General features: G+C 67.1%; 15 protein-coding genes. 8 read left to right on the top strand and 7 right to left on the bottom strand.

The annotated features are described in order from the left end of the window. Positions 1–75: 75 nt before the first annotated feature. A complete protein-coding gene (locus tag ACDELDRAFT_RS11655) occupies positions 76–408 on the bottom strand; it encodes a DUF805 domain-containing protein (RefSeq protein ID WP_005796868.1) in 333 nt (110 codons plus the stop codon). A 368-nt stretch (positions 409–776) separates the two neighbouring features. Between ACDELDRAFT_RS11655 and ACDELDRAFT_RS11650 the strand changes: the two genes are divergently transcribed. The 5 genes from ACDELDRAFT_RS11650 to ACDELDRAFT_RS11630 are packed head-to-tail and all read left to right on the top strand — an operon-like array spanning position 777 to position 4,573. Continuing rightward, positions 777–1,250 carry a DUF1924 domain-containing protein gene (locus ACDELDRAFT_RS11650; RefSeq protein WP_005796867.1) on the top strand — a complete coding sequence of 158 codons (474 nt, stop codon included), beginning with the start codon at positions 777–779 and terminating at the stop codon, positions 1,248–1,250. Then, entirely contained in the window at positions 1,247–1,753 is a 507-nt protein-coding gene (locus ACDELDRAFT_RS11645) for a diheme cytochrome c (RefSeq protein ID WP_005796865.1), read from the top strand. The genes ACDELDRAFT_RS11650 and ACDELDRAFT_RS11645 overlap by 4 nt, the downstream gene beginning before the upstream one ends. Before the next feature lie 8 nt (positions 1,754–1,761). Next, positions 1,762–2,526: a cytochrome b/b6 domain-containing protein gene (locus tag ACDELDRAFT_RS11640; RefSeq protein WP_005796863.1), complete on the top strand. Its 765-nt coding sequence runs from the start codon at positions 1,762–1,764 to the stop codon at positions 2,524–2,526. Positions 2,527–2,543: 17 nt separating this feature from the next. Further along, positions 2,544–3,209 carry a response regulator gene (locus ACDELDRAFT_RS11635; protein WP_005796862.1) on the top strand — a complete coding sequence of 222 codons (666 nt, stop codon included), beginning with the start codon at positions 2,544–2,546 and terminating at the stop codon, positions 3,207–3,209. Further along, positions 3,206–4,573: an ATP-binding protein gene (locus ACDELDRAFT_RS11630; protein ID WP_005796860.1), complete on the top strand. Its 1,368-nt coding sequence runs from the start codon at positions 3,206–3,208 to the stop codon at positions 4,571–4,573. Before ACDELDRAFT_RS11635 ends, ACDELDRAFT_RS11630 begins: the two co-directional genes overlap by 4 nt. Before the next feature lie 24 nt (positions 4,574–4,597). On the opposite strand, the gene eda is transcribed toward ACDELDRAFT_RS11630, so the two are convergent. After that, positions 4,598–5,257 carry a bifunctional 4-hydroxy-2-oxoglutarate aldolase/2-dehydro-3-deoxy-phosphogluconate aldolase gene (eda, locus tag ACDELDRAFT_RS11625; RefSeq protein WP_005796859.1) on the bottom strand — a complete coding sequence of 220 codons (660 nt, stop codon included), beginning with the start codon at positions 5,255–5,257 and terminating at the stop codon, positions 4,598–4,600. Continuing rightward, complete coding sequence (gene edd / locus ACDELDRAFT_RS11620; protein WP_005796858.1) at positions 5,248–7,017, bottom strand: phosphogluconate dehydratase; 1,770 nt, start codon at positions 7,015–7,017, stop codon at positions 5,248–5,250. Before edd ends, eda begins: the two co-directional genes overlap by 10 nt. Positions 7,018–7,107: 90 nt before the next feature. Between edd and ACDELDRAFT_RS11615 the strand changes: the two genes are divergently transcribed. Continuing rightward, positions 7,108–8,013 (top strand): SMP-30/gluconolactonase/LRE family protein, encoded by a 906-nt coding sequence (locus tag ACDELDRAFT_RS11615; protein WP_005796857.1) that lies wholly within the window; start codon positions 7,108–7,110, stop codon positions 8,011–8,013. 55 nt (positions 8,014–8,068) lie between these two features. Here the strand turns inward: ACDELDRAFT_RS11615 and ACDELDRAFT_RS25065 are convergent, their stop codons facing one another. Together ACDELDRAFT_RS25065 and pgi are read right to left on the bottom strand one after the other, a co-directional pair. Next, complete coding sequence (locus tag ACDELDRAFT_RS25065) at positions 8,069–8,233, bottom strand: hypothetical protein (protein ID WP_157764923.1); 165 nt, start codon at positions 8,231–8,233, stop codon at positions 8,069–8,071. Positions 8,234–8,471: 238 nt separating this feature from the next. Then, positions 8,472–10,034 carry a glucose-6-phosphate isomerase gene (pgi, locus tag ACDELDRAFT_RS11610; RefSeq protein WP_040328942.1) on the bottom strand — a complete coding sequence of 521 codons (1,563 nt, stop codon included), beginning with the start codon at positions 10,032–10,034 and terminating at the stop codon, positions 8,472–8,474. A gap of 176 nt (positions 10,035–10,210) precedes the next feature. On the opposite strand from pgi, the gene zwf reads away from it, so the two are divergent. Continuing rightward, on the top strand, positions 10,211–11,665 hold the full coding sequence (gene zwf / locus ACDELDRAFT_RS11605) for a glucose-6-phosphate dehydrogenase (protein WP_005796853.1): 1,455 nt from the start codon (positions 10,211–10,213) through the stop codon (positions 11,663–11,665). A gap of 401 nt (positions 11,666–12,066) precedes the next feature. Here zwf and glk read toward each other — a convergent pair whose 3' ends face one another. Next, positions 12,067–13,041: a glucokinase gene (gene glk / locus ACDELDRAFT_RS11600; RefSeq protein ID WP_005796852.1), complete on the bottom strand. Its 975-nt coding sequence runs from the start codon at positions 13,039–13,041 to the stop codon at positions 12,067–12,069. A 527-nt stretch (positions 13,042–13,568) separates the two neighbouring features. After that, complete coding sequence (gene tal, locus ACDELDRAFT_RS11595; RefSeq protein ID WP_005796850.1) at positions 13,569–14,516, bottom strand: transaldolase; 948 nt, start codon at positions 14,514–14,516, stop codon at positions 13,569–13,571. Between the two features lie 173 nt (positions 14,517–14,689). On the opposite strand from tal, the gene ACDELDRAFT_RS11590 reads away from it, so the two are divergent. After that, positions 14,690–15,535: a MurR/RpiR family transcriptional regulator gene (locus ACDELDRAFT_RS11590; protein ID WP_040328939.1), complete on the top strand. Its 846-nt coding sequence runs from the start codon at positions 14,690–14,692 to the stop codon at positions 15,533–15,535. Positions 15,536–15,766: the final 231 nt, after the last annotated feature.

Genomic DNA, 15,766 nt, shown 5'->3' with positions numbered 1-15,766 from the left:
TTGGCGAAAGCGCCTGCACTGCAGGCCCCCCGCGATGGCAGCGGGATGCTACGTACCGGGCGGCGGCGTGGATTCTCAGGCGGCGAAGGGCTCGCCGTGGGCGTTGCCCTCGTCCGCGCTGGGCTGCACCCACCAGAACAGAAGCACCAGGAAGCCGATGCCCGTGAGCAGCAGCAACTGCCACCAGCCGGTGCGACCAATGTCGTGCAGGCGGCGCGTGCCCACCGCCAGCGCGGGCAGCAGCAATGCGAGTGATGCCAGCGCGTAAACCACATCGCCGATCATGCTGGCAGCCACCATCACCAGCAACTGGAACAGAAAGAACCACCAGTATTCCGAACGCGGCGCGCGGCCGGAAAAAGTGGCGTACTGCGTCAGGCACGATTTGACGGCTTGAACAAAATCCATGGCGAAATCCCTCTCTCTTGGTTGAATGTGGATGCGGGGCGCTCTGATGCCCCTGCGCATGATAGGGGCACATTGCGGCAGACCTTGTTGCAGTTCTGCGCTACGTCGGTGCCTCGGAGCCAGCCACTCTATTTTTAATAGCTACTTCCGCTCATCAGATAAGCGCATCAAGCACTTTTTCTTCAAATTCAGGCGTACGCCCAGCACGCCAAGCGAGGGCGGCCGTGGCGCAAATCGCTCCGCTCAAGGGCCAGCGTGCATTCCCCGGTGCCCTCGCACCGGCCACCATCCGGACCGCGCCGCCAGCCATGCCGTGGAAGCCACACGCTCTTGCAGCAGGCGCTGCACCCTGCGTTAAGCCATTCTTCATGCCCGCCCCGCACTATGGCGGCATGAACCCTTCGCACCCCACCCCTCTCGCACGCATGGTCGCCCTGCTGGCGCTGGCCCTGGCCGCTTCGCTGGGCCACGCCGCCGACACCACCGCCGCCTCGCAAATGCAGCGCTGGAGCGATGTCTCCGGCCAACCGGTCAGCGCCGAGCGTGGCCGCGTGTTCTTCAACAGCCGCCATGGCGGCGAATGGTCGTGCGCATCGTGCCATGGCAACCCGCCCACCACCGCCACGCGCCACGCCAGCACCGGCAAGACCATCGCCCCGCTGGCCCCTGCGTTCAACCCTGAGCGGTTCACCGACACGGCCAAGGTCGACAAGTGGTTCCGGCGCAATTGCAACGACGTACTCCAGCGCGAATGCACCGCGGTCGAGAAAGCCGACGTGCTGGCCTGGTTGCTGCAGTTCGATGCCAAAAAGCCCGGCCAGGCCGCCAAGGACAAGCCATGAACCGCATCCGCTCTACCCTGGCATACGCGCCACTGGGCCGAGCCAACCGACGGCACGCCGCCTTGCTGGCCCTGGCCTGCGCACTGCCAGCCGCCTGGGCCGACAGCCACCACATGCCCTCCACGGCCATGCTGCCCGCCTACCAGCAAGAGTGCGCGGCCTGCCACATGGCCTACCCGCCCGGCATGCTGCCCGCCAGTTCGTGGAGCCGCATGATGAAGGGGCTGGACCAGCATTACGGCGCCGATGCCTCGCTCGACCCGGCCATGGTCCGCCAGATCAGCACCTGGCTGGAGGCCCATGCAGGCACCTACAAGCGCGTGCGCGAGGCTCCGCCGCAAGACCGCATCACCCTTTCCGCCTGGTTCGAGCGCAAGCACCGCGAGGTGGAACCCGCCGTGTGGAAGCGCGCCGCCGTGGGCAGCCGCGCCAACTGCATCGCCTGCCACACCCGCGCCGACCAGGGCGACTTTGACGACGACCGCGTCCGCATTCCGAAGTGAGCAACACCATGACTTCTGACACCCTGTCACCGGCTTCGCCCTCCGCACCGCCCTCGGTGCAAGCGCAGCCGCCCCGGCCCGCCACGCGCCGCGTGGTAGACGCCACCACCCGCATGCTGCACTGGCTGATGGCGCTGAGCTTCACCGGCGCCTACCTCACCGCCGATGGCGAGCGCTGGAGGCTGGTGCACGTGACGCTGGGCTACACGCTGGCGGGGCTGGTCGTGGCGCGCCTGCTGTGGGGCCTGTTCGGGCCGCGCCAGGTCCGCATGTCGGTGCTGTGGCGCAAGTTGCAGGGTCTGCCAGCGTGGGGGCGATCGCTGGCCGCCGTGCGCTCGGCCACCGCCCTCCAGGCCAGCGGCAAGTCGGCGCAGAACCTGCTGATGGCGCTGGGCGTGGCGCTCATCCTGGCGCTGGTGCTGCCCCTTACCCTGAGCGGTTACGCGGTGTGGGGCGAATGGGGTGGCGAATGGCTGGAAGAAGTCCACGAGTTCTTCGGCAACGCCCTGCTGACCGTGGTGCTGGCACACATCGGCCTGATTGCCATGCTGAGCGCGCTGCGGCGCAAGAATCAGGCCTTGCCCATGCTGACGGGCCGTGTGCCCGGCCCTGGGCCAGACCTCGCCCGGCGCAACCACGGTGCGCTTGCCGCCTTGGTGCTGGCCAGCGTGCTGGGCTTCTGGGCATGGCAGTGGAACACGACGCCCCGGGCGCCGGCCCCAGACGGCCCGCGCTGGAGCGAAAATCACCGCCATCACGGTGACAACGACTGACCGAAAGACCTGCCCCCATGCGCATCCTGCTGGCTGAAGACGACGAACTGCTGGGCTCGGGCATCCGCGCCGGCCTGGGGCAAAACGGCTTTCAGGTGGACTGGGTGCGCGACGGCGTGGCTGCCGAACGCGAACTGGCCACCGGCGCCTACCAGGCGGCCGTGCTCGACCTGGGTCTGCCCCGGCAGGACGGCATGGACGTGCTGCGCCAGATGCGCGCCCGCCGCAACACCACGCCCGTGCTGGTGCTGACGGCCCGCGACGCCGTGCCTGCCCGCATCGCCGGTCTGGACGCAGGCGCTGACGACTACCTCATCAAGCCCATCGACCTGCACGAGCTTGCGGCCCGCCTGCGCGCGCTGGTACGGCGTGCCCACGGGCAAAGCGAAACCCGTCTCGCCGCCGGCAACGTGGTGCTCGACCCCGCCGCCCACCAGGTGCTGGTGGACGGCCAGCCCGTGGACCTGTCCAACCGCGAATACGACCTGCTGCACGCCCTGCTTCTGAACGCCGGGCGGGTGCTCAGCCGCGAGCAGCTGGAGCAGCGGTTGTACGAGTGGGGCAGCGAAATCAACAGCAACGCGGTGGAAGTGCACATCTACCATCTGCGGCGCAAACTGGGCACGCCGTTGATCGAAACCGTTCGCGGCGTGGGTTATCGCATTGCGCGGGATGCGGCATGAATGCGGCAACCGCCCCCCGGGCACCACGCTCACTGCAAACCCGCCTGCTGACCACCGTGCTGGCCCTGGTGCTGCTGGCCTGGGCCGCTGCCGCGGCACTGGCCTGGCACGAGACCGACGATGAAGTCAGCGATCTGCTCGATGCCCATCTGGCGCAGACCGCCGCCCTGCTGCGCCTGCAGCCGCTCGACGAGCTCAACGAGAACCAGTTGAACGAAGCCCCCGAGCTCGACAAGCACCAGCCGCGCGTGGTGTTCCAGCTATGGCACGAAGACCAGTTGCTGGCCCGCTCTTCCAACGCCCCTGCCGAAGCGCTCACCCTGCGGCGCAAGCGCGGCTTTGCCGACAGCGCGGTGGACGGCAAGGCCTGGCGTGTGTTCGTCACCCAGGGGCGCGAGCAGGATGTGCGCATTCTGGTGGGTGAGCTGCAGTCCGTGCGGCAGGAGATCATCCTGGCCAGCCTGACCAGCATCCTCAAGCCGCTGGCCTGGGCATTGCCGCTTCTGGCCTTGGGCATCTGGTGGGCCGTGCGCGGGTCGGTGCGGCCCCTGGGCCGGTTGGGGCACGCCGTGGCCACCCGCCAGCCTCAGTCGCTTGAACCCCTGTCCACGCAGGACGTGCCGCCCGAGGTGCTGCCACTGGTGACGGCTTTGAACGACCTGTTCGAGCGCATGGCGCGGCTGCTGGCCACCGAACAGCAGTTCACCGCCGACGCAGCACACGAACTGCGCACGCCCATTGCCGGCATCCGCATGCAGGCGCAGGTGGCGCAGGGCGCCACCGATGCGCAGGAGCGCGCGCAGGCACTCGAGGCCACGGTGCAGGGCTGCGACCGGGCCACCCGGCTGGTGGAGCAACTGCTGCAGCTTGCACGCCTGGATGCCGAATCACCCACCGGCAACAGCAGCACCCCCCTGGCCGACGTGGCCCGCCAGGTGGCCGCCGATCTGCAGGCCGCAGCAGAGCGCCGGCAACAACGCATCGTGCTGTCCGATCCTCTGGCACCCGATGTGCACATTCCGCTGCCCGAGCCCCTGGCCCGCGTGCTGCTGCGCAACCTGCTGGACAACGCCCTGCGCTACAGCCCCGAGGGCGCCGAGGTGCGGCTGCGGATCAGCGGACAGGCGGGCGGAACTGCGCAACTGTGCGTGGAAGACAGCGGCCCGGGCCTCACGCCCGAGCAGCAGGTACGGCTGGGTGAGCGGTTCTTTCGGGTGCTGGGCACGGGCCAAAGCGGCAGCGGCCTGGGCTGGTCCATCGTGCAACGCATTGCGCGCCTGCACCACCTGCGGGTGGGCACCGGCACCAGCCCCGACCTTGGCGGTTTGCGCGTCACGGTGGGCTGGGAGCCCGGGCGCCCATAGCCACGGGCTACGTGGTCCGGGGCTTCAGGACGCTGCGCGCAGTGCCTGCGCTTCGCGCGCCAGCTGCGTGATGCGGGTCCATTCACCGGCCCGTACCGCATCCGCCGGTGTGAGCCACGAACCACCCACGCAGCGCACGTTGGGCAGTGCGAGGTAGTCGGCCGCAGACGCGCTGGTGATACCGCCGGTGGGGCAGAAACTTACCTGGCCGAAGGGGCTGGCCCAGGCCTTGAGCAGCGGAATACCGCCCACAGCCTCGGCCGGAAACAGCTTGAGGAACGAGAAGCCATCGGCCAGCGCGGCCATGATCTCGCTGGACGTTGCCACTCCGGGCAGCAGCGGCAGGCTCAGCGCCCTGCAGGCGCCGCCTATCTCGGACGTATAGCCAGGGCTCACGGCAAAGCGGGCCCCGGCTTCGCTGGCGCTGCGGGCGTCGTCAGCGTTCACCACGGTGCCCACGCCCACCACCGCCTCTGGCAGATGGCGCGCGATGGCCTCGATGGCCGGCAGGCCTGCCGCCGTGCGCAGCGTCACTTCGAGCACTTTCACGCCCCCTGCCAGCAGCGCTTGCGCCAGGGGCAGGGCATCGGCCACGCGGTCGATCACGATGACCGGGATGACCGGGCCATGGCTGGCAATGTCGATGGGGTTCAGGGATGCGATGGAAGACGGGTTCACAGCCATGTGCAGGCTCCTTGTTCGGCGCCGCCTGCGTGGCGGCGAAAGTTGGCAAACAGTTCACGCCCGAAACCGATGGCAGGGGGCGCCGTGCAAGAAGCCAGTGGGCGTGCCGCCCACTCAGCCTCATCGACCAGCACGTCGAGGGTGCCGGCGACCGCATCCAGGCGCACGATGTCGCCGTCGCGCACCTTGGCCAGCGGCCCGCCCGCCCACGCCTCGGGCGTGACATGGATGGCGGCGGGCACCTTGCCGGACGCGCCGCTCATGCGGCCGTCGGTGACCAGCGCCACCTTGAAGCCCTGGTTCTGCAGTACGGCCAGCGGCGGCGTGAGCTTGTGCAGCTCGGGCATGCCGTTGGCCTGCGGGCCCTGAAAGCGCACCACGGCCACCATGTCCTGCTGCACCTCGCCGGCGCTGAATGCGGCGAGCAGCGCCTCCTGTGAATCGAACACGCGCGCAGGGGCCTCGATGATGTGGCGGTCGTCCGGCACGGCAGACACTTTGATCACTGCGCGGCCCAGGCGGCCCTGCAGCAGACGCAGCCCCCCGGTGGCCGAAAACGGCCGGCTAACGGACCGCAGCACCGACTCGTCGCCCGACACCGCCGGCGCCGTCCGTCCGCCAGCGGCAATACCGCCCGCGTTCACGCTGCCCACGTCCGGGTGCATGAAGCCGGCATTCAGCAGTTCGCGCAGTATCCACGGCGGTCCGCCTGCGGCCTGGAACTGGTTCACATCAGCGTCGCCGTTGGGATACACGCGCGCCAGGAGCGGCACGGCAGAGGACAGATCGTCAAAATCGGTCCAGTCGATCAGGATGCCCGCGCTGCGGGCGATGGCCACCCAGTGGATCAGGTGGTTGGTCGAGCCACCGGTGGCCAGCAGCGCCACCATGGCGTTGACGATGCAGCGCTCATCCACCAGGCGCCCGATGGGCGTGAAGCGCTGGCCGCGCTTGCCGATGTCGAGCACGGTGCGCACGGCCTGCCGCGTGAAGGCTTCTCGCTCGGCCGTGCCGGGCGGTGCGAACGCGGCGCCCGGCACATGCAGACCCATGGCTTCGAGCAGCATCTGGTTGCTGTTGGCGGTGCCATAGAAGGTGCAGGTTCCTGGGCTGTGGTAGGCGGCCGACTCGGCCTTGAGCAGTTCGTCCCGCCCCACCAGGCCCTGAGCGTACTGCTCGCGCACCTTGGATTTGTCCTTGTTCGACAAGCCCGTGCCCATGGGCCCGGCAGGCACGAACACGCAGGGCAGATGGCCGTAATGCAGCGCGCCAATGAGCAGCCCCGGCACGATCTTGTCACACACGCCCAGCAACAACGCCCCGTCAAACACGTCATGGGATAGCGCTACCGCAGTGGCCATGGCAATGGTGTCCCGCGAGAACAACGACAACTCCATGCCGGGCGTGCCCTGCGTGACACCATCGCACATGGCGGGCACGCCGCCCGCGACTTGTGCGGTAGCGCCCTGGCGGGCCGCCTCGTCGCGCACGATGGCGGGATAGCTGTGGTAAGGCTGGTGGGCCGACAGCATGTCGTTGTAAGCCGTCACAATGCCGATGTTGGGTACTTTCTCGACCGTCACCTTGAACTTGTCGGCGCCGGGCAACGCGGCGTAGGCATGGGCCAGATTGGCGCAGCCCATGCGGTCCTGCGAGGGCTTGCGCCCAACCATGGCATCGACGCCCGCCAGGTAGGCGGCGCGGGTGTCTGCGCTGCGCTGAATGATGCGGGCCGTCACGCGCGCTACGACTGAATGCATGGTTTGCTCCATCGATGGGTGCCCGGCGGGTGCGCCGTGGCGGTGGGTGGAACCCTGGAATGTAACTAGATAACCAATCCACATCAAGCCATGTCCCTTCAGGTCTTGCCACTGCTCCCCTCTGAACTCGGCGAATCGCCCTTCTGGCATCCCATGGAACAGCGCCTGTACTGGTGCGATATCAGTGGTCAGACTGTGCATGCCTGGCAGCCGTCAAGTGGCGCGGCACAGGCTTGGCGCATGCCCAGCGAACCTGGCTGCTGCGCACCTGTAACCGGCGGAAAAATAGTAATCGGGTTACGCGACGGGTTTTACCTGCTGTGCACCCACACAGGCGCCTTGCGGTGCCTGGCCACTTTGCCGGCGCCCGTCCACGACATCGCAACGATGCGCCTGAACGACGGGCGCTGCGATACGCGGGGCCGCTTCTGGGCCGGCTCCATGGTCAGCCCCCGCACCGCCCCCCACGCGGCTTTGTGGCGCCTCGAGGCCGTTGCCGGCGGCTACCGGGTGGAGCGCATGGCGGGCGACAACTTCACCGCGAACGGGCTGGCCTTCAGCCCGGACGACCGCACGATGTACTGGTCGAACACTCCCGAGCACCGCATCGACCGCTTCGATTTCGACGTGGACACGGGCACCCCCTCCCACCGCCGGCCCTGGGTGCAGTTCGAGCGCAAGGCAGAAGGCCAGCCCTACGGGGGCCGCCCCGACGGGGCCGCGGTGGATGTGGAGGGCAATTACTGGGTGGCCATGTACGAGGGCGCGCGCGTGCTGCAGCTCTCGCCCGCTGGCGAGGTGCTGCGGCGCATCGATGTGCCGGTGCAATGCCCCACCATGGTGTGTTTTGGGGGCGACGACTTGCGCACGCTGTTCATCACATCGGCAGGGGCGGGGCGGCCAGCGCACGAGAGGCAGGCCGCCATACCTGCCGGGTCGCTGTTCAGCCTGAGGGTGGCCGTGGCCGGATTGCCGGTGAATTTCTTTCGCTGCTGATGCAGTGGCGCTTGAACGCCACCGCACCAGGGCCGCTGCGCGCCGGGCTGCGGGTTCAGCGCTCGGTGTCGTTGCCCTGCTTGCCATTGATGGCTGCGCCGAGCCATTCGACGGCGAAGGACAACACAAAGACCAGGGCCGCCGCCTTCGCCTGCCCCGCCATCCAGAGCGCAAGCGCGGCGACGGTGCATGCAGCGCAGATGAAATGAATGCGTTTCACGGATGTCTACCTTGATGCGCCAGGAAGGTTGCACTGCCGCCCCTGGATGCACCGGGCTGCAGCGCCACGGCTTTCCACGGTGGCCACGACCACCCTGCCCCGCTTTGGTACCGGGGTCACTGGGCAATAGCGAGGGCTGCGGTCTACCCAGCGATGCACCAACCTTGCGCAACGCGCTTTCGCCTGCCACGCCCCTCACCCGACCCGGACGGCGCCAGCAAATCACCTGCAATGCTATTCAGACAGCACCGCGCAAACGGTCCAGCAGCCCGGCCGTAGAGCCATCAAGCCCGGCAACGTCACCACTCTCCAGCCGAGCTTCCAGATCCCTGGCCAGCACCTTGCCCAATTCGACGCCCCATTGGTCAAAGCTGTTGATACCCCAAAGGCTGCCGTCCACGAACACGCGGTGTTCCTGCAATGCGATCAATGCACCCAGCGAAGCCGGGGTGAGCGACTCGAGCAGAAGAAACGTGCTGGGGCGATTGCCCGGAAAATGCCGGTGGCCATCGGCACCAGACTTGCCCACCATCAGGGCTTGGGTCTGGGCCAGGGCATTGGCCAGCACCTTGGGCTGGTGGCCGGCCAGACCATGGGAGGCCTGCCGCACCGCCACAATCTCCAGCGGCAGCACGTCGCGCCCCTGGTGGAGCATCTGGAAGAAGGCATGCTGGCCATTGGTGCCCGGCTCGCCCCACAGCACGGGAGACGTGGCGTAGGGCAAGACCCTGCCCTGGTGGTCCACCCGCTTGCCGTTGCTCTCCATCTCGAGTTGCTGCAAATAGGCTGAATACCGGCCGAGCGCCGCATGGTAGGGCGCAATGCAGCGGCTGGTGAAGCCATGGAAGTTGCGATACCACACGTCCAGCAGCCCCAGGCGCACCGGCAGGTTGCGGGCCAGCGGCGCAGTGCGAAAGTGCTCGTCCATCGCATGCCCGCCTGCAAGGAGGTCACGAAAACCCTGTGCACCCACGGCAATGGCGACGGGCAGGCCAATGGCCGACCACAGCGAATAGCGCCCGCCCACCCAATCCCAAAAGCCGAAGGTGGTGGTAATGCCCAGGTCCGCGGCGGCACCAATATTGGTGGTGAGCGCAACAAAGTGGCGGCCAACATCACGCCCGCCCCGCCCAGAGAACCATGCCAGCGCGGAGCGTGCATTGGTCATGGTCTCGGTTGTGGTGAAGGTCTTGGACGCCACCAGAAACAGCGTGTTCGCAGGCCGAAGGCCTTGCAACAGGTCGCTCAGCTCGTGCCCGTCCACGTTCGAGACGAAGTGAAAGCGCTTGCCCGGCACATGGAACTGCGCGAGTGCACGCACCGCCATGTGAGGGCCAAGGTCGGAGCCGCCGATGCCGATATTCACCACATCGGTGATGGCCGCATCGGCACGCACCTGCTCGGCGTAGGCCAGCATGGCGTCGAGCGTGGCATGGACATCGGCCAGGCGCTGCGCGTTTTCCGGCACATCACCGGGCAGGCGCAGGCCGGCGGGCCGGCGCAGCAGCGTATGCAGCACGGCACGGTCTTCAGTGGTGTTGATGGCCTGCCCGCCCAACATGGCGTCGCGGTGCCGCTCCACGCCGCAGTCACGGGCCAGTTCGAGCAGCAGGGTTTCAGTGTCCTGGTCCCACAGGTTCTTGGAAAGGTCGGCAAACACGTGGGGCGCCGACTGGCTGAAATGCGCAAAGCGGCCCGCGTCGCGCTCAAAGGCCCGCCGCATGTCCAGATGGCGGCCCTGGATGGCGAAGTGGGCCTCAAGCAGGGGCCAAGTGGGGGTCTGGTCGCACCGGATGGTCATGGACATGTTGGGCAGATATTCTCAGGCCCCAAAATGGTAACTTGATTACACAAAAACAATCGACTTCGCAAGTTTTTCTGGTTACAAAACACTGCTATCCATTGACGGAAAGCACATAAATCATGTAACGAGATTACAATTTGCCCACAAAACAATCCACACACCACAAGGGCACCATGAGTTTTGACCTCGTCCTGTTCGGCGGCACCGGCGATCTTGCATGGCGCAAGCTCATGCCCGCATTGTTTCAGGCCTTCCGGCACGGCACCCTGCCCGAGGGCGGACGCATTGTCGCCGTGGCGCGGGATGATCTCAGTGACGAGCAATACCGCAGCCTGATCCGGTCGCGTTTCGACAATGTGGAACTGGCCAAGCGCCCCACGCCGGACGAATTTGCGCGGTTTGCCGCGTTGCTGCATTACCTGCGCATGGACTTGTCCAAGACCGAAGACTACCAGCGCCTGGCAGATCTGCTGAACGCGCGTGGCGCAGAGTCGGTGGTGATGTATGTGGCCACGGCGCCCAGCCTGTTCACCAACGTGTGCGAGCAGATCGCCGCCGTGGGCCTGAACGGCCCCGCCACGCGCGTAGTGCTGGAAAAGCCGCTGGGCCACGACCTGCAGTCCAACCGCGCCATCAACGACACGCTGCGCCGCGTGCTCAAGGAAGAGCAGGTCTTTCGCATCGACCACTACCTGGGCAAACCCTCGGTGCAGAACCTGTTTGCACTGCGTTTTGGTAACGCACTGTTCGAGCCCCTGTGGCGCCGCGAAACGATTGCCAACATCCAGATCACCATCGCCGAGGAACTGGGCGTGGAGTCGCGCGGCGCGTTCTACGACCAGACCGGCGCCCTGCGCGACATGGTGCAGAACCATGCGCTGCAACTGCTGTGTGCGATCGGCATGGAGCCGCCCATCAACTCCAGCGCCAACGCCATCCGCGACGAAAAGCTCAAGGTGCTGCAGTCGCTCAAGCCCTGGACCCTGGAGACCATCGGCCAGCATGTGATCCGCGGCCAGTACGCGGCAGGCAACCACCACGGCCAGCCCGTGCCCGGCTACGCGCAGGAAAAAGGCGTGGCCCCCGGCAGCACCACCGAAACTTTCGTGGCCCTGCGCACCGAAATCAGCAACTGGCGCTGGGCCGGCGTGCCCTTTTACATCCGCACCGGTAAGCGGCTGGCGGGGCGCGACGCGCACATCGTCATCAACTTCCGGCCCGTGCCACACCCCATCTTCAAGACACCGGCGGGCGCGGCCAACCGCCTGGTGATCAACCTGCAGCCCAAGGACGGGCTGGAGCTGCACCTGATGGCCCAGGGCGCCGCCCAGCACCAGACCGAACCGGCCCTCTCGCAGGTGCACCTGAACCTGGATTTCGATCAGCGCTTTGGCACCGGGCGCGTGGGCGCCTATGAGCGCCTGCTGCTCGACGTGATCGCCGGCCGCCTGAACCTCTTTGTGCGCAGCGACGAGCAGGAAGAAGCCTGGCGCTGGGTGGAGCCCATCCTGCAGTACTGGAAGAACGACCCCGCAGGCCCCCGCCCCTACGCCGCCGGTAGCTGGGGTCCGCGCGCGGCGAGCGCCATGATCGCGCGCGACGGGTATTGCTGGAGCGAGGAGATGTGACGTACCCGAAGGCGCCGGCTGTCGGCGCGAAGCGGCCGAGCCCACGGCATGAAGGCGCCTGGCAAGCTTCCGCCCCGGGGTGACAACACAGCACCGCGCCGCGCCGCCCGGGGACCGCACGGGGCCGGCGGGCCATCCGTCAACGCCATCAACAAAGACAAGCCGCGCCCCCACCACTGGATCTGTGCACTGGGCACCTTTCGCCAACCAGCACGCTGCAGGCCGGGCACCCAGGGCAGTGCCGCGGTGCCAGCACCACCGCTCCGCGCCGTCGATGGAGGCTGTGCCCGGCAGTGGTGATGGGAAGGAGAACCGCCCCAGCAGCGCCCCATCCAACCACGGCAATGCACGCCGGTGCGACAGGCGCTGAAGCACCGCGGACAGCCCAGATGCCACGCGTTTCACGCCGCACCCGCCATATCAAGCGCCCGCGCAGCGCCTAGCAGGGCGGGTGCGGCGCCGGGGTCGATCACCCAGCAGGGGATGGCGGCCAGGTACGACTGGAAGCGCCCCTTGGCCTCGAAGCTCGCGCGGAACGGCGACTGGTCAAACCACGCGCCCAGGCGGTGCACCACGCCTCCGCCGATGTACACACCGCCGCGCGCGCCCAGCGTCAACGCGAGGTTGCCGGCCACCGATCCCAAGAACCCGCAAAACAGTTCGAGCGCCTGCAGCGCGAGGGGGTCGTTGCCCTGCAGCGCCAGTTCGGTGACCTGGGCGGCAGAGCCGACCTCGGCGCCACCGCGGCGGGCCAGCTCGCGCACGGCGTGGTACAGGTCCACCAGCCCGGCGCCGCACACCGCGCGCTCGGCAGAAACGTGGCCGTAGCGGGTATGCAAGAGGCGCAGCACCTCGCATTCCAGCGGGGTCTGCGCCGCCAGCGTCACATGGCCGCCCTCGCCCGCCAGGGGAATACCGTGGTCAGAACCTGGCGGAAATACCAGCCCCGAAACGCCCAGCCCCGTTCCCGGCCCAATCAGGGCCACGGCACTGCCCGCCACCGCCTCGCCCCCGCCCACCCGCCGAAGCTGCGCGGGTCCAAGCATGGGCAGGGCCAGCGCCAACGCCGTGAAGTCATTGATGACCACCAGGCGCCGCAAACCCAATGCCTGCTGCAGGGCGCGCTGCGAAAAGCTCCAGCGGTGGTTGGTCATGCGCACCTCGTCCGCGGTGACGGGGTTGGCAATGCCCAGGGCCGCATCGGGCGGAGCAGCAATGCCCACCTCTTCAAGGTAGGCCCGGATGGCCGCCTCCACCGAGGCGTACTGCGCACAGGGCAGCAACCGGGTGTCGTACAGCGGCCCGCCGGGCTCCTCTTGCCAGGCCAGGCGTATGTTGGTGCCGCCGATATCGGCCAGTAAACGCAAGGGGGTCATGCGATATATCAAGTAAAAATGGCCTCATGCGCTTTATTTACGCCATTTTCAGCTATCAACAAAATAGCAATTCAGATCCAACGGGAGTCAGGCATTCGTACGCGGGCGAGGTCACAACATACCCCAGGCCCCCGCTCGCCCTTGTCAGCATTTGCCGGCAATTGCACGCTTGGCGGCCCATAGGCCACACACAGTCAGGAGGCAATGGGCTGCGGCCGGAAGATCCAGGAATGTCCTTGGCAGGCGGTGTCACCTGCGCCTCCAGACCCGTCGGCGTGGCTCTGCAGGCGCTTGGCACGGGGCGACTCCACGAAGGCGCATTCCCGCGCGTGCCGACCAACGGCAGCCGTCTTCAGTCACGCCAAGCGCAGGTGCATTGCGCAGCCCCCGTCTTCCTTACCACCAGGAAATCTGCAATGCGCCAGTTCCCTGGGGTCGGGCCGCTCACCCTCTGCACAGCACCCGAAACAGCTCCATCCACCGGTGCAAGCCGGCAGCTCGCGCGGCGACTCAGCGCTGCGCGCGCCTCAGGCGGCCAGGATCAGTTTCTCGAGCTTGATCGCGTCCGCCGCGAACGCGCGGATGCCTTCGGCCAGTTTCTCGGTGGCCATGGCATCTTCGTTCAGGGCGTAGCGGAATCCGGCTTCGTCGTAGTTGACGGCAGGAAGGTCCATCGCCTGGGCCGCGTCGGCGCTGAGCGCGCGCTGCAGAGGCGCTTCGCTGGCGGCCAGCTGTGCCAGCAGCTCGGGCGCGATGGTCAGCAGATCACAGCCCGCCAATGCCGTGATCTGGCCCACGTTGCGGAAGCTCGCGCCCATCACCTCGGTGGCGATGCCAAAGCGCTTGTAGTGGTTGTAGATCTGCGTCACCGACTGCACGCCGGGGTCGTTGGCACCGCTGCGGGCGGCTTCGTCCCACTGGGTCCCTGCCTGCTTCTTGTGCCAGTCGTAAATGCGCCCCACGAACGGCGAAATCAGTTGCACCTTGGCCTGCCCGCAAGCCACGGCCTGGCAGAAGGCAAACAGCAGCGTGAGGTTGGTGTGGATGCCCTTGCGCTCGAGCTGCTCGGCCGCCTTGATGCCCTCCCAAGTGGCGGCGATCTTGATGAGTACGCGGTCGATGTGGATGCCTTCGGCCTGGTACAGCTCGATGATGCGCTCGGCACGCGTCACGGTGGCACTGGTGTCGAAGCTCAGGCGGGCATCGACTTCCGTGGAGACGCGGCCCGGAATGGTGGCGAGAATTTCGCAGCCAAAGCGCACCAGCAGTCGATCGATGATCTCGTCCATCGGACGGCCCTTCCACCGGGCCACGGTGTCTTGCAGCAGGGGCGCGTACTCAGGCTTTTGAACGGCCTTGAGGATCAGCGAAGGGTTGGTGGTGGCATCCCGGGGCTGGAATTGCGCCAGCTGCCGGAAGTCGCCGGTATCGGCAACCACGGTGGTGAACTGTTTGAGGGCGTCGAGCTGGTTCATGGCGAAAGTCTCAAGGGTGGACAGTGGACAGACAGGCCGCGCCGCAACTGCTTGAATGGCCGGCGCGGCCACCGCAATGGGCAAGTGTAGACCGGCCTGTTACCGGCATGGCCCGGCGCGTGAAACCAAGTTACATTGCAGCTACCTCGTTTCTGTTTTTCCGTGGCACTGACATGCTCGACCGCATTACTGCATCTCTGAGTTCCCTGGCGCCTGCCGAGCAGCGGGTGGCCAAACTGGTGCTGGCCGACCCGCGTGCGTTTGCCCGCCTGCCCGTGCGCGAACTGGCCGAACGGGCCCATGTCAGCAAGCCCACCGTGGTGCGCTTTTGCCGCAGCATGGGCTACGACGGCCTGGCGGACTTCAAGCTCAAACTCGCCGGCAGTGTGAGCGAGGGCGTTCCCTTCATCCACCGCAGCGTGGACGTGGACGACAAGACCGGCGACGTGCTGGTCAAGGTGGTCGACAACGCGGTGGCGGCCTTCCTGCAATACCGCAATGCCGCCAGCACGGTGGCCCTTGAGCGCGCCGCCGAGGCCATCACCAGCACCTGGCGGGCGGGCAAGCGCATCGAGTTCTATGGCGCCGGCAATTCGGGCTTCGTGGCCCAGGACGCACAGCACAAGTTCTTTCGCCTGGGAGTGACCTCCATCGCCACCAGTGACGGCCACATCCAGGTCATGAGCGCCACCTTGCTCGGGCCCGGCGACTGCGCGGTGATCATTTCCAATTCAGGCCGCACCCGCGACCTGATGGATGCCGCCGAAATCACCCGCAAGAACGGCGCCACCACCATCGCGATCACGGCCAGCGGCTCGCCGCTGGCCAGCGCCTGCAACATCCATCTTGCAGCCGACCACCCGGAAGGCTACGACCGCTACAGCCCCATGGTGTCGCGGCTGCTGCACCTGCTGGTGATCGACGTCCTGGCCACCTGCGTTGCCCTGCGCATCGGACCGTCGCTGCAGCCCATCCTGCAGCAGATGAAGGAAAACCTGCGCGCCAAGCGCTATGCATAGCGCAGAAGCGCGGCCCGCGCACAGCTTGCAGATACGGGCATAGCCCGCAGCACGGGCACAGGCCTCAGCGCCATTGACCGGGCCTTCCCAGCACTACGGCGCTGTCAGAGATTGATCGGAGCGCTGCATGTCGAGTTGCACGTGGTACAGCTCGCCGCCCCGAGGGGGCAACTGGTTTCATCGGTGGTGTTGCCGTCATCGCAGACCTCGCCGCTGCCGACAACGCCATCG

Origin of the sequence: Acidovorax delafieldii 2AN (assembly GCF_000175235.1) — a bacterium.
Lineage (GTDB): Bacteria > Pseudomonadota > Gammaproteobacteria > Burkholderiales > Burkholderiaceae_C > Acidovorax > Acidovorax delafieldii_B.
This window is presented reverse-complemented; position numbering and strand designations above follow the sequence as displayed.

Coding starts and splice junctions, on each gene's coding strand:
- glk (WP_005796852.1), bottom strand. CDS start 13,041: ATGACCCCCTTGCGTTTACTGGCCGATATCGGCGGCACCAACATACGC.
- ACDELDRAFT_RS11635 (WP_005796862.1), top strand. CDS start 2,544: ATGCGCATCCTGCTGGCTGAAGACGACGAACTGCTGGGCTCGGGCATC.
- ACDELDRAFT_RS11615 (WP_005796857.1), top strand. CDS start 7,108: ATGTCCCTTCAGGTCTTGCCACTGCTCCCCTCTGAACTCGGCGAATCG.
- ACDELDRAFT_RS11650 (WP_005796867.1), top strand. CDS start 777: ATGCCCGCCCCGCACTATGGCGGCATGAACCCTTCGCACCCCACCCCT.
- zwf (WP_005796853.1), top strand. CDS start 10,211: ATGAGTTTTGACCTCGTCCTGTTCGGCGGCACCGGCGATCTTGCATGG.
- ACDELDRAFT_RS11640 (WP_005796863.1), top strand. CDS start 1,762: ATGACTTCTGACACCCTGTCACCGGCTTCGCCCTCCGCACCGCCCTCG.
- edd (WP_005796858.1), bottom strand. CDS start 7,017: ATGCATTCAGTCGTAGCGCGCGTGACGGCCCGCATCATTCAGCGCAGC.
- eda (WP_005796859.1), bottom strand. CDS start 5,257: ATGGCTGTGAACCCGTCTTCCATCGCATCCCTGAACCCCATCGACATT.
- ACDELDRAFT_RS11630 (WP_005796860.1), top strand. CDS start 3,206: ATGAATGCGGCAACCGCCCCCCGGGCACCACGCTCACTGCAAACCCGC.
- pgi (WP_040328942.1), bottom strand. CDS start 10,034: ATGACCATCCGGTGCGACCAGACCCCCACTTGGCCCCTGCTTGAGGCC.
- ACDELDRAFT_RS11590 (WP_040328939.1), top strand. CDS start 14,690: ATGCTCGACCGCATTACTGCATCTCTGAGTTCCCTGGCGCCTGCCGAG.
- ACDELDRAFT_RS11645 (WP_005796865.1), top strand. CDS start 1,247: ATGAACCGCATCCGCTCTACCCTGGCATACGCGCCACTGGGCCGAGCC.
- tal (WP_005796850.1), bottom strand. CDS start 14,516: ATGAACCAGCTCGACGCCCTCAAACAGTTCACCACCGTGGTTGCCGAT.
- ACDELDRAFT_RS11655 (WP_005796868.1), bottom strand. CDS start 408: ATGGATTTTGTTCAAGCCGTCAAATCGTGCCTGACGCAGTACGCCACT.